Genomic DNA, 13,732 nt, shown 5'->3' with positions numbered 1-13,732 from the left:
GATGCGGGCATCCGCTGTGGGCGGAGCCGCCGGTAGACAAGGGTATAGAGCCGGTTTCAACCGGGCTCGACGACCCGCTTTTTCAGTTCCCGGGACGCCGCGAGCGGAATCCGCGCGTCGTCCCAGACGGCGAGCCATTCGACTTCCTTCGCAGTGAAGACCTGTCCGTGATTGCGCAGCGTGTACTGCAGCGAATCGATGATGTGATTGCGAATGATCTCGGGCGTGCGTTCGTCGTCGAGCACGGCACGGAACGCTTCGAGCGTGGCCATCGGGTTGCTCCAGTCCAGTAAAAGGGATGCTCCCGTTATCGCATGTCAAAAAGACCGGTGCAGGCGGACAAAATTCGCGATGGTGTTGCGTGCGACGGTTGGTCTCGCCGCGCTTTCCGTGTGCTTCGCTGTTATGCGAAACGTGCCGGTCGGTGTGGCTACAATGCGGGGCGGGCGTTTTGCCTGTTTAAGAAGACTGAATCCATCCCGGCTGTTTCCGCTCCGCCCAGGCAGCGCGACGCCGATCCACCGAAGGTAGCGATTTCGATGCGCAAGAAAAAAGCCTCTCCTGTGAAGGACCTGCTGCTGACGCGCTATGCGCCGATCGCGGACGCCATCGCCGCGCTTTTTTTTCCTTACGCCGAGGTCGTGATTCACGACCTGCATGACCAGACGGTGCTGTATCTCTCGAACAACCTGTCGAGGCGCGAGATCGGCGACGATTCCGCGCTCGAGGAAATCGGCCGTTCCGCGCGTGAACGCGTTATCGGTCCGTATGAAAAGCTGAACTGGGACGGCCGGCGGATGCGCTGCGTGAGTAACGTCCTGTTCGACGATCTCGGTCAGCCGGCCGGCATGATGTGCATCAACTTCAACATCGCCGTGTTCGAAGACGTGCGCTCGGCGCTCGATATTTTCATCAAGGGTGCCGGTATCGTGGCACAGCCCGATGAACTGTTTCGCGACGACTGGCAGGAGCGCATCAACACGTTTTTGCACGGCTGGTTGCGCGAACGGCAGCTCGGCCTGAACGGTCTCACGCGCGAACATCGACGCGAACTGGTCGAGGCGCTGTATGCGGAAGGCGCGTTTCGCGGCCGCAGCTCGGCGGACTATGTTGCGAGCGTGCTGGGTATGGGGCGCGCGACGGTCTATAAACATCTGAAGCAGATGAAGGAGAGTGCAAGTTGATGTCGCCTGAAAAGCCCGAAGGTATCGATCGCGATACCCGTTTCGCCACCTCCTTTGAGGAACAGAAAACCGTGCGCTACCGGCACTACAAGGGCGGTCTTTATGAACTGGTCTGCGAGGCTACGCTCGAGTCCGACCCGAGCGTGACGATGGTGGTCTACCGCGCGCACAACGGAACGATCTGGACGCGTCCGGCTTCCGTGTTCTTCGAGCAGGTTGAGCACGAGGGGCGGTTGGTTGCGCGGTTTGCGCTGGTCGATTGAATGTCGATTTCTTTTGAGTAGTCCGTTAGGCCGAGGGTACAAGACCCGGTCTTGAAGCCATAGTTGGTCGGCAGTCCGAGGCCGACCGGCAGATCGCTGGTTGAATGTTGTTTGCAATACATCTCAAGTTGAGATACTATCTTTTCCACGTTCATGCGAGTCATCTCCAACAAGACGCTGGTCGATTTTTCGGTGAAGCATCCGGATGCTGGTATTCCACTTCAAATTTGGCGAAAGACCGTTGAGGCTGTTTTTTTCGCGAATTTTGCCGATCTGAAGCGGGCCTTCAATACCGTTGACAAGGTTGGCGACCTCTACGTTTTCAATATTGGCGGCAACAAGTTCAGATTGATTGCTGCCGTGCATTTCAATGTGCAGAAGCTGTATGTGCGGCACGTTTTCACGCACAAGGAGTACGACAAATGGAAGCGCTGAAATTTTCGCGTACCGACATCGAGGAGCTGGCAGAGCACTTCGAAGCGATTTCGCACAAGGTCCCGCTGCGTCCCATCACTTCGGACGAGGAATACGACTTTGCTGTACGTGCACTGAATGCATTGCTCGATGCTGGCGCTGCGGACGAAAATCACAGACTGGCAGCGCTTGCGGATGCGTTGGGTGAGTTCATCGGTGAGTATGACGACGCACACCACCAATTGCCAAACGTTCCAGCCGGAGACATCTTGAAGTATTTGATGCTCGAGAACGATGTCCGCCAGGCCGACTTGCCGGAAATCGGAAGCCAGGGTGTCGTGTCCGAGATTCTTAGCGGAAAGCGAGAGCTCAACGTGAGGCAAATCCGCGCGGTCTCCGAGCGCTTTGGCGTCAATCCGGCCATCTTTCTCTGATCTGACTCTCAGGTCTACTGATGCGGTCGCCGGGAACTTCATCCCGGTACCACTGAAATCTCTGCATGCCGAAATACGCGCATGCCTAGACCCCACTCCCTTACAAAAAAAACGGATTGCATCGTTTGACATGTGCTGCGCGTTGAAATTGCGCGCATCTGTCTATGAGTGCCTTCGTGCGATTTCTGCAATGAAGCGCGCATTTATGCATCTATCCGGAGGTAATGACATGAGCGGAGTATTTGAACGATTGAGTAGAGGGTTCCGGGACGCGAGATTTTCAGTGGGGGCGTTGCTGCTGTGCATGACGGTACTAGGCTCGCCGGCTGCGCACGCGTTGACGCCCACCGAGCAGGATGAAGTTCAGAATTTCACGTTGACGGAAGACTTCGTGCAACGCTTTGGGGCCGCCAACCAGGAGGTTCAGGCAAAAGGTGTCGGTACGCACCCAGGTCAAATCCAGAAACAGACCTCGGGTAAAACGCCCACGCTCGATACGTTCACTGTCGCCATAGAACAGAATTCCGGCGAAATGGATATCTTGAAGCGGCATGGTTTGACGGCACGGCAGGCCGTTCTCGGCACTTTTGTTCTGGGAAGCGCAAGGATGCGCGACATGCAGTTGACCCGCGACCCGGAACTGGCGAAGAAACTAGGTCCCCCGAAGGACGTGAGCCCGGCCAACATGGCGTTTTACGAGGCGCATAAGGACGAGATTCATCAGTTGCTGGCTGTGAAGCCGCATTAAGAAAGGTGCATGGTCTAGCGAGGCCGGGTTGCTCTTGCAGCCTGGAAGTGAGCCGAATACTTCGAACTAGCACAGACGCACATGCCGGACCGATTCTGGATCGACGCACGCACGGTCGTTACTCCCTGGTCGCGTCCGGCACCTCGAGCACCAGATCCGACTGCGCCACCGCCACGCAAGGCAGGATAAAACCTTCCGCTTTTTCCTCGCGCGACACGCCGGGCCATTCGATCAGATAGCGCACCTCGCCGCTTGTCATCCGGCATAGACAGGTCCGGCATGTGCCGTTGCGGCACATGCGCGGCAAACGCAAGTTCGCGAAGCCAGCAGCTTCGAGGACGGTGAGCGAATCGGGTGCTTCGAACGTCTGTCCGAGCGGTTCGACACGCACCGAAAACACGCGCTCGCTCATGAAGTCCTCACGAGATCGACACGCCCAGCAATCGTCCCGCGCCGTACGTGAAGGCCGCGGCGACCAACCCGATCGCGATCTGGCGAAACGCTGAAAATGCAGCGCTGCGTCCGTTGAAAAGCGATGTGAACACACCGACTGCGGCAAGACCGAACGCGCTCAAACCGATGCACTGATAGATCGCGACGACACCGTGCGCCCAGAGGAACGGCATCGCCGGGAAAATCGCCCCGAGCGAAAAGAGGCAAAACGACACGCCCGCCGCCGACCACGGGTTGCCACCCAGTTCTGCCGGATCGATACCCAACTCTTCGCGCGTGAGTGTGTCGAGTGCTTTCTGCTTGTCGCGCATGATCTGGTCGGCAACGCGCCGCGCTTCTTCCGCATCGATGCCCTTCGCCTGATAGATCAGCGTCAGTTCGTTGCGCTCGGCATCGGGTGTGTGTTCGATTTCATCGGCTTCCTTCGCGATCTGCGTACGCGCCAGTTCGCGTGCGTTCGTGACCGACAGCCATTCGCCGAGCGCCATCGAGCATGCACCCGCGATCAATCCGGCGAGTCCGGTCAGCAGGATCGCCTTGTTGCCGGTACCCGCGCCAGCCACGCCCATGATCAGGCAGAAGTTCGACACGAGGCCGTCGTTCGCGCCGAGCACCGCGGCGCGCAGATCGTTGCCCGATGTCACGCCCTTGTGCCACGCCTCTGCGTCCGCGATCTGCGCGCCTACCGACGTGCGTTTTTGCTTGTCCTCGGTGGCGACTGCCTGGACGGCGGTTGCGTGACGATGCTCGTCGGCGGAAAGGTGCGCAGCGTCGGGTTGGTTCGCGTACTTGTCGCGATCCGCGTATTCGGCGGCGGCGAGCGAGGGCAGCACAAACGACGGTCCGAATGTATGGATCAACACACGCATCAGATGGGTCTTCAGGCTGCGCCTATGCGCTCGCACGCGTACGCCGTTCGCGCTCAGCTTGTTGTGCCACACCCGGGCATGCTCGCGCTCGGAGGCGGCGAGCTGGCCGTAGAGTTTGCTGCGAGCCGGGTCTTTTTCGATGCGCGCGAGCGTCTCGTAGAGCGTTGCGCTATCGAGTTCGTCGGCGAGGTTGGTGCGAAAGCGTTTGAGATCGTGTCGGGAAGCCATGTCGGGTCGGCGTACGAGCCTGCATTCGGTACGCTCGAAGCTTACCCTGGCACGTGGATGTCATGACAGGTGGTGCGTTCGCTCATCCGCAGAGAACGGTGCCCACCCGGTGGTCTAGCCATTAACCGCGCGCAGGTCAGTGCGCGTCGCGTCGCCGCAGGAAGCGATAGACCGTATTGCGTGCCAACCCCAGCTCGCGTGCTGCCGCCGATATGTTGCCGCGATGTCGCGCGAGTGTCTGCTCGATCAAGGTGGTTTGCCAGTCTTCCATCCGGTGCGCGGACGTTGTTGGGCGTTGCATCGCAGGGGCATCGACCGTTGCGGATTCCGATGCGGTAACACCGTCGTCGACACCGGCAGCATCGGCAATGCAGTCCTGCAGAAAATCGTCGGGTAGATGTTCGACGTCGATTTGCGCCGCGCCTTCGGCCATGATGCCGGCCGTACGCAACACGTTGGCCAGTTGCCGCAGGTTGCCGGGCCAGCGGCAGCGCGCAAAGCGCTCGAGCACAGCCGCCGACACGCGCAGCGGAATCCGTTCGCTGTCGCGTTGCTGTTCGAGTATCCGGCTGACCAGTGCGGCGAGATCGGTACGCTCGGCAAGCGCAGGCAACGTGACGACGAGCCCGTTGATCCGGTAGTACAGGTCTTCGCGGAACGTGCCCGCTTCGATCATCGCGCGCAGGTTGCGATGGGTCGCACAGACGATCCGCAGATCGACCGGCACCGCCCGTGTGCCACCGAGCGGCACGACTGTGCGCTCCTGCAGCACGCGCATCAACCGGACCTGCTGCGCAGGCGGCATGTCGCCGATCTCGTCGAGAAACAGTGTGCCGCCGTCCGCCTGCACGATCTTGCCCGCGCTGCCGCGTTTTTTCGCGCCCGTGAATGCGCCGTCTTCGTAGCCGAACAGTTCGGCTTCGATCAACGTGTCCGGCAGCGACGCGCAATTCACTGCGACAAACGGCGCGTCGCGACGAGGCGAATCCTGATGGATCGCGCGCGCGAGCCATTCCTTGCCGGTGCCGGTCTTGCCGAGCACCAGAATCGGAATATCGCGTCCGTGCACCTTCTCGACGCGGCGCAGGATCGCGGCAATCTGCGCGTCGCCGGTATCGAGCGCGGCGAGCGTGATGGCATCGGCGGCTTGCGTTGCCGGGCGTGCACCCGATGTGGCAAGCACATCGTGACGCTCGCCGAATTTCGTCAGCGCAGTCGCCATCCGCTCGCGCGGCGCATTGAATTCGCCGCGCGCGACGACCCGCACACCGCTCGGCAGCGTCAGCGTCATGGCTTCGCCGGGTGCGCGTGCCACCTGCTGCAGCAGCGCAGGAAAGCCGAAACCGAACAGCGCTTCGAACGGCTGCCGCAGCATGCCACCGAGCGGCCGTCCCAATTGAAACAGCGCACTACGATTCGCCGACAGAAAGAGCCCATCGGGTGTAAACGCAGCGAGCCCTTCAAACAGCGTACCGATGAATTCAGCACGTGCATGAAAATGAATCCGCACGGCATCGGCGAACTGGTTCGAGAACAGGTGGTTCTCGATCATCTGCGCGGACATCCGTACGAGCGCCAGCGTGTGTTTGTGAAAGCCGCGCGTGTCGCCGCTCACGTCGAGCGCACCGATCGTGTTGCCGAACGGATCGACGATCGGTGCGCACGAGCAGGTGAGGATGTGGTTCGCTTGCAGGAAGTGTTCGCCGGCATGCACGACAGTCGGCTGGCCGTCGACGAGCGCGGTGCCGATCGCATTCGTGCCGCGGTCACTTTCGGCCCACGAAACGCCGGGGCACAGCGCCACGCGGTTGGCCTTTTCGATGAAGTCGCTGTCGCCGAGACTGTGCAGGATCACGCCGTTGCTGTCGGTGAGTACCACCATGCTTTGCGTATCGACGATCTGTGCGTGCAGCGTTTCCATCACCGGTAACGCGTGCGTGTAGAGCGACTGGTTACGCTCGATCACGCCGCGCAGCATGGAACGTGCGAGTGGCTGGAAATCGGGTATTTCGGACGCTCGCAGTCCGACCTGCAGCGAACGCGCATGAGCCTGCGCGATCACGTCGGGCCGACCGGCCGTCGAGGGCGTGGCGGGACGATGGGTCACTGCTTGTCTCCGGTGATATCGGTGGCGTTGCAAGGTGCGTTGCCTTGCGCGGCGAACTGCGTGCACTGCAGCAAATGCCACTGGCGCGGCGCGGCCGAGCAACCATGGTACAGGATCGCAGCGCCTGGAACCCACGCGGGCAGTGCCCCATCTACCCCGCGTTGGAGCGCGACAGCGCGGGCAGGCTCAGTAAAACTTGCAGCGCGCTGGAAGTCGTCTAAAGTGAATAAGATCAGCCGGAGAAAGTGGGCGTTTCCCCCGCAGCCCGGCTAGGCAGCCCGCGCGTGAGATCACAGGGAGGCAGGCTCAATAGAAGCAGGCGCGGCCCCGAGACGGTTGGTCAATCGAAGGTGAATCCCATGCAGATCAATTTCCCGTACGAAACCCCGGCGTATTCGGGGCCCGAGTTGACCCTGGCATTTCCGGCCCTGGTCGACGGCGAGAGGGTGGAATGCATGATCACCGCCGAGGCGCTGGAAGATCACTTCGGGGCGGCGTCGACGCGGCTCGAAGATATGGTCGGCGCATTCGATACGCATCGTGAGCGGATCGAGGCAGCCACCCGCCGTCTGCTGTCGGAAACGCGCGCGCAGTGCCTCGTACTGCGCAGCGGCTACGTCCGGTTCTACAACGCGAACTGGCGCAACTGATTCCTTCCCAACCGTTGCCTCCGCGCGCCGGCTCGATGCCGGCGCGCGGCATTCGCATGACCGAAAGAAAGACCGAAAGCGGTCACAGCATCCGCTGCAGCGTCCGGTCGCGGAATATGACCTGATGCCCGATCGCCGCGAGCGCATGCACGCCGATCACCCAATAGAACGCGTTACCGAGCAGCACGTGCAGCGTCTTGAGGGCGGCACGGGCAGCGGGGTCCGCGCCAACCAGCGTGATGTTCAGATTCAATCCGGCCAGCGTGACCGGATGCCCGCCGGTATTGACCATCAGCATGCCCAGCAGCGGCTGCGCAAAAATGAACACATAGAGCGCGAGATGGACGAGCCGTGCGAGAAACGCGAGCAGCACGTTCGTATTGACCTCCGGCGGCGCGGGGCGCCACAGGCGCCATAGCAGCCGCAGGATCGCGAGCGTGAGCACGAGCGTGCCGGCCCACAGATGCAGCGCGGTCCAGAACACGCGGCTGTCGCTGCCTTTCGGGCCGCGAATCTCGATGGCCAGATAGGCGAGTGCGATCAACAGCACGATCGCCCAGTGAAAGAAAATGGCCGGCCGCGAATAGCGGTCGGCGGACGAACGGGAATGCATATGGGCTGCTCCGGTAACCGGCCTGGGCGTGCGAACAGGGTCTGTAACAGCGGCTATTCCGCGCCGAGATAGAAGAACCGGAACAGGAAGACCGCCGCGATGACCCAGACGACGAGCTTCACTTTGCGCGCCTGTCCGGTCAGCAGTTTGAGCCCCGCGTATGAAATGAAGCCGAACGCGACGCCGTTTGCGATCGAATACGTGAACGGCATCAGCAGTGCGGTGAGCGCGGCCGGCACGACTTCGGTTGCATCGTCCCACGGCAGCTCGGCCATTTCGCGCAGCATCAGGCACGACACGTACAGCAGCGCCGGTGCGGTCGCGTAAGCGGGCACAACGCCCGCGAGCGGCGCGAAGAACAGGCAGGCGAGAAACAGCACGGCTACGGTGATCGCCGTCATGCCGGTACGCCCGCCAGCCTGCACGCCCGAGGCGCTTTCGATATACGCGGTTGTCGACGACGTGCCGAGCAGGGAGCCCGCAAGGATGGCGGTACTGTCGGCGAGCAGCGCCTTGTTCAACCGGTGCATCTTGCCTTCGACCAGCAGCCCCGCGCGGTTCGCGACACCCATCAGCGTACCGGTCGCATCGAACAGCTCGACGAGGAAGAACACGAGGATCACGTTCAGCACACCGGCGGACAGCGCACCGCGGATGTCGAGATGAAACAGCGTCGTGTCGATCGACGGCGGCGCCGAGACGACACCATGAAACTGGTTGCCGCCGAAGAAGAAGCTCAGCACGGTCACGCCGACGATGCCGATCAGGATCGCGCCGCGCACGCGCAGGAAGTCGAGCGTGACGATGGTAAAGAAGCCGATGATCGCGAGCACGACGTGCGGATCGTGCAGGTTACCGAGCGTGACGAGCGTAGCCGGATTGCCGACCACGACGCCAGCCGATTTCAGCGAGATGATCGCGAGAAACAGCCCGATGCCGCCGGTAATCGCAATGCGGATCGAATGCGGAATACCGTTGACGATCACCTCGCGCACGCGAAACAGCGTCACGATGAGAAACAGACATCCCGAGATGAACACCGCGCCGAGCGCCGCCTGCCAGGTGAACCCCATACCCTTGACGACCGTATAGGCGAAGTACGCGTTGAGCCCCATACCAGGCGCGCAGGCGATCGGGTAGTTCGCGTACAACCCCATGATCAACGAGGCGAGCGCCGCGACGAGACAGGTGGCGACGAACACGGCGTCTTTCGGCATGCCCGCATCGCCGAGGATCGACGGATTGACGAAGACGATGTAGGCCATCGTCAGGAAGGTGGTGAGGCCCGCGAGCACTTCCGTGCGCAGGTTCGTGCCCGCTTCGTCGAAGCCGAAATACTGTTTGACGGAGTTCATGAGCCGGATCTCTTGTTATGTGAGGGGATCGAAGGGTGACGTACGGCGGCCGTCTGCATGAGTGCGGCCGGGGCCGGGGTATGCGCAGGCTGAATTGTAATCAGGATCGGGCTTCAGGTGACGGTTTGCCGCGCTCGCGGCGGATGGTGCATTGCGGCGCGTGCTGCGCGGTAGTCAGTCGGCCGCATGCCGGTCCATTTGCGGAACGCGCGATGAAACGCGCTCGGTTCCGCAAAACCGACCGCCTGCGCGATGTCCGCGATCGTCCGGTCGGTGTCCTGCAACTCGGCGATCGCGATATCGCGCCGCAGGTCGTCCTTGATCGACTGGTACGTGTGGCCTTCCTGTTTCAGGCGTCTGCGCATCGTCGCCTCCGCGACGTTCAGCGACGCGGCCATCTGGTCGGCGGCGGGCCATGCAGACATCGCGAGGGCGCGCAGCGTCTTGCGTACCCGCGCGGCGAACGAGCCGGGATTGCGGTACTTGACGACGAAGCTGCCCGGCGCATCGCGCAGGAACGGTTTGACGGAGCGCGTGGTCTGCACAACCGGCAGGCTCATGAAATCGGGCGCGAGATCGACATACGACGCGGGCTGCCCGAACGCCATGTCGTCGCAGAACATCAAGCGGTATTCGTGCGCGGCCGGCGGCTCCGCGCAACGAAAGCGTGCCCGCTGCAGCGGAATGCGCCGTCCCACGAGCCAGCAGACCAGGCCGTAGACCAGAATGAAGTACGTCGCATACGCGAACATCGTGGGCAGCGGGGTGCCTTCGCGATGCGTGAACACCAGGCGCACGCGCGTCGCGTCGGTGTCGATCTCCACGCGCAGATCGTCGAGAATCAGCCGCATGAAGCCGACTGCACGCGAGAGCGCATGCGCGCCATCGCGCGCGCCGAGCGCGGCATGGGTCATCGCGATGAAGCTGCCGCTGCGCATCGGATGCGAATCCTGGCCGAAGAACTCGTCGTCGAGCGCGCGAGCGATGCCGGCCCACAGCGCGCCGTATTGCTCGGGCGAGACACGTCCTTTGGGCGACGCGAGCATCGGCGGCGCGATGCCGGCGGCCTCGATGAGCGGCCCGACGTCGAGGCCGCGGGCGCGGGCGAGCGCCAGGGTTTCCTCGACGAGACTGACGGAGATGGTTCCCTTGTCGCTTTTCATCGGGCATCGTGCTGGTAGGTGAAGGTTGTGCGGCGGGACGAAGGCTGGCAAATTCGCTCAGTTGGCGGGTTGATTTGCATCCTTCGCGCGGATCCCCACGCCGCAATTGCTGCGAGCGCAAATGTGAGTATGGTAAATGCGCTCATCCAGAATGATCGGCCCCGGCATCGAACCTGTCCAGCAGGTTGCCTACACTGGGCCGGGGCGCGCTTTGTCGCCACGCCGATAAAGCGCCATGAACACGCACGAAAGGTGGACGCAATGAACGATTTCTATACCGAAGATCAACGGATGATCCGCGACGCAGCGCGCGATTTCTCAACCGGGCGGCTCGCGCCGAACGCGGCGCAGTGGGATCGTGAGAGCCGGCTGCCGCCGGAAGTCGTGACCGAAATGGGCGCGCTCGGGCTGCTCGGCATGATCGTGCCGTCGGAGTGGGATGGCTCGTACACCGACTACATTGCCTATGCGCTCGCGCTCGAAGAGGTGGCTGCCGGCTGCGCCTCCTGTGCGACGCTGATGAGCGTGCACAACTCGGTCGGCTGCGGGCCGATCCTGAGCTTCGGCACTGAGGACCAGAAACAGCGCTATCTGCGCGACCTTGCGACCGGCCGCAAGCTCGGCGCGTTCTGTCTGACCGAGCCGCACGCGGGTTCCGAAGCCAGCAACCTGCGCACGCGCGCGACGCTGCGCGATGGCAAGTGGGTGCTGGATGGCAGCAAGCAGTTCGTCACGAACGGTTCGCGCGCCGACCTCGCGATCGTCTTCGCGGTCACCGATCCGGAGCTGGGCAAACGCGGTCTGTCGGCCTTCATCGTGCCCACCGATACACCGGGCTTCAACGTCGGGTCACCCGAAAAAAAGCTCGGCATCCGCGCGTCGGATACCTGCCCGATCTCGTTCGATCAGTGCGCGGTACCCGAAGCGAATCTGCTCGGCGCGCGCGGCGACGGCCTGCGCATCGCGCTGTCGAATCTCGAAGGCGGCCGGATCGGTATCGCGGCCCAGGCGGTCGGCATCGCGCGCGCGGCATTCGAAGCGGCACGCGCGTATGCGAACGAGCGCGTGCAGTTCGGCAAGGCCATCAAGGAACATCAGTCCATCGCCAATCTGCTCGCTGACATGACGACACAGTTGAACGCCGCGCGGCTGCTCGTGCATCACGCGGCGCGTCTGCGCAGTGCGGGGCTGCCGTGTCTGTCCGAGGCATCGCAGGCAAAACTGTTTGCATCGGAAATGGCCGAAGAGGTCTGCTCGAACGCGATCCAGATTCACGGCGGCTACGGTTATCTGCAGGACTACGCGGTCGAGCGCCACTACCGCGATGCCCGCATTACGCAGATCTACGAAGGCACCAGCGAAGTACAGAGAATGGTGATCGCGCGTCAGATTTGAGCGCAGAATAATCCGCCAGAGAGCGCAACCGCGCCAGTGAGGAGACAATCATGAACGGGACGACCACCGCCACCGCCGCGCAGGCTTTTCTCGACGCGCGCGATCTGCTGTTGCGACATCGCAGCGACTACACGAGCGCGTACCGCGAATTCGCGTGGCCGGTGCTCGGCGAATTCAACTGGGCACTCGACTATTTCGACGTGATCGCGCGTGGCAACGACAACCCGGCGTTGTGGATCGTCGACGATCCGGCCAGTCCCGGGCTCAAGCTCTCGTTTGCACAGATGTCGGAGCGCTCGGCGCGTATGGCGAACTTTCTGCGCGGGCTCGGCGTGCGTCGCGGCGACCGCCTGCTGCTGATGCTGCCCAATCGCGTCGAACTGTGGGACGTGATGCTCGCCGCGATGAAGCTCGGTGCGATCGTGTTGCCGGCTACGACCCAGTTGTCGGCGGACGATGTGCGCGATCGCGTGCAGATCGGCGGCGCGGATTACGTTGTCGTGGATAGTGCGGAACTCAGCAAATTCGATGCGCTCGATGCGAACCTCAAGCGCATTTCGGTCGGCACGCCGCGTGCGGGCTGGACCGATTTGGCCGCCGCCTACGATGCGCCCGCGTCGTTCGTTGCCGACGCGCCGACCCGCGCGAGCGATCCGATGCTGCTGTACTTCACGTCCGGCACGACCTCGAAGCCGAAGCTCGTCGAGCATACGCATGAGAGCTATCCGGTCGGCCATCTGTCGACGATGTACTGGATCGGCCTGCAACCTGGCGACATCCACTGGAACATCAGTTCGCCGGGCTGGGCCAAGCACGCATGGAGCTGCTTCTTCGCGCCGTGGAATGCGCAGGCCTGCGTGTTCGTCTTCAACTACGCGCGCTTCGTGCCGAAGGACACGCTCGACGTACTGGTGAATTTCCGCGTGACCACGCTGTGCGCACCGCCGACCGTCTGGCGCATGCTCGTGCAGGAGCCGCTGGCGTCGTATGCGGTGCAGTTGCGTGAGATCGTCGGGGCAGGCGAGCCGCTGAATCCGGAGGTGATCGAGCGCGTGCGTCACGCCTGGAACGTGACGATACGCGATGGTTTCGGCCAGACTGAAACGACCTGCCAGATCGGCAATTCGCCGGGCCAGCCGGTCGTGCCGGGATCGATGGGGCGGCCGTTGCCCGGTTATACGATCGAACTCGTCGATGCCGACGACCAACCGGCTACTGAAGGCGAGATCGCGCTGTCGCTTGCACACCGTCCGGTCGCCTTGATGACCGGCTATGCAAACAACCCGGACGCAACGGCGCACGCAATGCGCAACGGCTATTACCACACGTCGGATGTCGCGCTGCGTCGCGAGGATGGCTACTACGTGTACGTCGGTCGCGCCGACGATGTGTTCAAGTCGTCCGACTACCGGCTAAGCCCGTTCGAACTCGAAAGCGTGCTGATCGAACACGAAGCGATCGCCGAGGCGGCAGTTGTGCCGAGCGCCGACCCGCTGCGTCTGTCGGTGCCGAAAGCGTTTGTCACCGTGCGTCATGGGTTCGAAGCGGGACCCGAACTCGCGCGCAGCGTGTTTGCGTTCTCGCGAGAAAAGCTGTCGCCGTACAAGCGGATTCGCCGGTTGCAATTCAGCGAGCTGCCGAAAACTATCTCCGGCAAGATCCGTCGTGTCGAATTGCGGTGCCGCGAACTGGAGCGCGAAGCGGAGCCGGCGCGATTGCCGGGCGAGTATTGGGAAGAGGATTTCCCGGATATCTCGGCGCGCCGCGAAGGCGACGCGTCGTGAGATCAACGCTGTGCTGAACGAGGCCGGTGCCGCGCACCGGCCGACATACCGTTCAGCATGCTGCGTCAATGA

15 protein-coding genes are annotated in these 13,732 nt (G+C 62.5%); 8 read left to right on the top strand and 7 right to left on the bottom strand.

Features of this window, described 5'->3' with window-relative positions:
* Positions 1 to 56 precede the first annotated feature (56 nt).
* Positions 57 to 272 (bottom strand): hypothetical protein, encoded by a 216-nt coding sequence (locus tag FNZ07_RS00900; RefSeq protein ID WP_091007165.1) that lies wholly within the window; start codon positions 270 to 272, stop codon positions 57 to 59.
* Between the two features lie 204 nt (positions 273 to 476).
* On the opposite strand from FNZ07_RS00900, the gene FNZ07_RS00895 reads away from it, so the two are divergent.
* The 5 genes from FNZ07_RS00895 (at position 477) to FNZ07_RS00875 (ending at position 3,043) form a co-directional block, all read left to right on the top strand.
* The gene (locus FNZ07_RS00895; RefSeq protein WP_281250528.1) at positions 477 to 1,184 is read left to right on the top strand and encodes a helix-turn-helix transcriptional regulator; all 708 of its coding nucleotides are present in this window, start codon (positions 477 to 479) and stop codon (positions 1,182 to 1,184) included.
* A 71-nt stretch (positions 1,185 to 1,255) separates the two neighbouring features.
* Positions 1,256 to 1,447 carry a DUF1653 domain-containing protein gene (locus FNZ07_RS00890; RefSeq protein ID WP_245811385.1) on the top strand — a complete coding sequence of 64 codons (192 nt, stop codon included), beginning with the start codon at positions 1,256 to 1,258 and terminating at the stop codon, positions 1,445 to 1,447.
* A gap of 153 nt (positions 1,448 to 1,600) precedes the next feature.
* The gene (locus FNZ07_RS00885; protein WP_091007158.1) at positions 1,601 to 1,882 is read left to right on the top strand and encodes a type II toxin-antitoxin system HigB family toxin; all 282 of its coding nucleotides are present in this window, start codon (positions 1,601 to 1,603) and stop codon (positions 1,880 to 1,882) included.
* The gene (locus FNZ07_RS00880) at positions 1,870 to 2,295 is read left to right on the top strand and encodes a helix-turn-helix domain-containing protein (protein WP_091007156.1); all 426 of its coding nucleotides are present in this window, start codon (positions 1,870 to 1,872) and stop codon (positions 2,293 to 2,295) included. Before FNZ07_RS00885 ends, FNZ07_RS00880 begins: the two co-directional genes overlap by 13 nt.
* 283 nt (positions 2,296 to 2,578) lie before the next feature.
* Entirely contained in the window at positions 2,579 to 3,043 is a 465-nt protein-coding gene (locus FNZ07_RS00875; protein ID WP_144269451.1) for a hypothetical protein, read from the top strand.
* Positions 3,044 to 3,161: 118 nt separating this feature from the next.
* Here the strand turns inward: FNZ07_RS00875 and FNZ07_RS00870 are convergent, their stop codons facing one another.
* From FNZ07_RS00870 to FNZ07_RS00860, 3 genes are all read right to left on the bottom strand, one after another.
* On the bottom strand, positions 3,162 to 3,455 hold the full coding sequence (locus tag FNZ07_RS00870) for a 2Fe-2S iron-sulfur cluster-binding protein (RefSeq protein ID WP_091007151.1): 294 nt from the start codon (positions 3,453 to 3,455) through the stop codon (positions 3,162 to 3,164).
* A gap of 7 nt (positions 3,456 to 3,462) precedes the next feature.
* Entirely contained in the window at positions 3,463 to 4,593 is a 1,131-nt protein-coding gene (locus tag FNZ07_RS00865) for a VIT1/CCC1 transporter family protein (RefSeq protein WP_091007149.1), read from the bottom strand.
* A gap of 136 nt (positions 4,594 to 4,729) precedes the next feature.
* On the bottom strand, positions 4,730 to 6,700 hold the full coding sequence (locus tag FNZ07_RS00860) for a sigma-54-dependent Fis family transcriptional regulator (protein WP_091007148.1): 1,971 nt from the start codon (positions 6,698 to 6,700) through the stop codon (positions 4,730 to 4,732).
* Between the two features lie 359 nt (positions 6,701 to 7,059).
* Between FNZ07_RS00860 and FNZ07_RS00855 the strand changes: the two genes are divergently transcribed.
* Positions 7,060 to 7,350 (top strand): DUF1488 family protein, encoded by a 291-nt coding sequence (locus tag FNZ07_RS00855; protein WP_091007147.1) that lies wholly within the window; start codon positions 7,060 to 7,062, stop codon positions 7,348 to 7,350.
* Positions 7,351 to 7,432: 82 nt separating this feature from the next.
* On the opposite strand, the gene FNZ07_RS00850 is transcribed toward FNZ07_RS00855, so the two are convergent.
* From FNZ07_RS00850 to FNZ07_RS00840, 3 genes are all read right to left on the bottom strand, one after another.
* Positions 7,433 to 7,963, bottom strand: a complete 531-nt coding sequence (locus FNZ07_RS00850; RefSeq protein ID WP_091007145.1) for a cytochrome b — start codon at positions 7,961 to 7,963, stop codon at positions 7,433 to 7,435.
* Between the two features lie 53 nt (positions 7,964 to 8,016).
* Positions 8,017 to 9,318 carry an NCS2 family permease gene (locus tag FNZ07_RS00845; RefSeq protein ID WP_091007143.1) on the bottom strand — a complete coding sequence of 434 codons (1,302 nt, stop codon included), beginning with the start codon at positions 9,316 to 9,318 and terminating at the stop codon, positions 8,017 to 8,019.
* 113 nt (positions 9,319 to 9,431) lie between these two features.
* The gene (locus FNZ07_RS00840; protein WP_091007141.1) at positions 9,432 to 10,481 is read right to left on the bottom strand and encodes an AraC family transcriptional regulator; all 1,050 of its coding nucleotides are present in this window, start codon (positions 10,479 to 10,481) and stop codon (positions 9,432 to 9,434) included.
* 261 nt (positions 10,482 to 10,742) lie between these two features.
* Between FNZ07_RS00840 and FNZ07_RS00835 the strand changes: the two genes are divergently transcribed.
* Entirely contained in the window at positions 10,743 to 11,876 is a 1,134-nt protein-coding gene (locus tag FNZ07_RS00835) for an acyl-CoA dehydrogenase family protein (protein WP_091007140.1), read from the top strand.
* 50 nt (positions 11,877 to 11,926) lie between these two features.
* The gene (locus FNZ07_RS00830) at positions 11,927 to 13,660 is read left to right on the top strand and encodes an AMP-binding protein (protein WP_091007138.1); all 1,734 of its coding nucleotides are present in this window, start codon (positions 11,927 to 11,929) and stop codon (positions 13,658 to 13,660) included.
* The last annotated feature ends 72 nt before the right edge of the window (positions 13,661 to 13,732 follow it).

It is taken from the genome of Paraburkholderia megapolitana, assembly GCF_007556815.1.
Taxonomy (GTDB): Bacteria; Pseudomonadota; Gammaproteobacteria; order Burkholderiales; family Burkholderiaceae; genus Paraburkholderia; species Paraburkholderia megapolitana.
Note: the sequence above shows the minus strand (reverse complement) of the source record. Positions and strands in the feature narration are given on the sequence as shown.

Coding starts and splice junctions, on each gene's coding strand:
- FNZ07_RS00900 (WP_091007165.1), bottom strand. CDS start 272: ATGGCCACGCTCGAAGCGTTCCGTGCCGTGCTCGACGACGAACGCACG.
- FNZ07_RS00885 (WP_091007158.1), top strand. CDS start 1,601: ATGCGAGTCATCTCCAACAAGACGCTGGTCGATTTTTCGGTGAAGCAT.
- FNZ07_RS00880 (WP_091007156.1), top strand. CDS start 1,870: ATGGAAGCGCTGAAATTTTCGCGTACCGACATCGAGGAGCTGGCAGAG.
- FNZ07_RS00870 (WP_091007151.1), bottom strand. CDS start 3,455: ATGAGCGAGCGCGTGTTTTCGGTGCGTGTCGAACCGCTCGGACAGACG.
- FNZ07_RS00865 (WP_091007149.1), bottom strand. CDS start 4,593: ATGGCTTCCCGACACGATCTCAAACGCTTTCGCACCAACCTCGCCGAC.
- FNZ07_RS00855 (WP_091007147.1), top strand. CDS start 7,060: ATGCAGATCAATTTCCCGTACGAAACCCCGGCGTATTCGGGGCCCGAG.
- FNZ07_RS00850 (WP_091007145.1), bottom strand. CDS start 7,963: ATGCATTCCCGTTCGTCCGCCGACCGCTATTCGCGGCCGGCCATTTTC.
- FNZ07_RS00845 (WP_091007143.1), bottom strand. CDS start 9,318: ATGAACTCCGTCAAACAGTATTTCGGCTTCGACGAAGCGGGCACGAAC.
- FNZ07_RS00840 (WP_091007141.1), bottom strand. CDS start 10,481: ATGAAAAGCGACAAGGGAACCATCTCCGTCAGTCTCGTCGAGGAAACC.
- FNZ07_RS00835 (WP_091007140.1), top strand. CDS start 10,743: ATGAACGATTTCTATACCGAAGATCAACGGATGATCCGCGACGCAGCG.
- FNZ07_RS00830 (WP_091007138.1), top strand. CDS start 11,927: ATGAACGGGACGACCACCGCCACCGCCGCGCAGGCTTTTCTCGACGCG.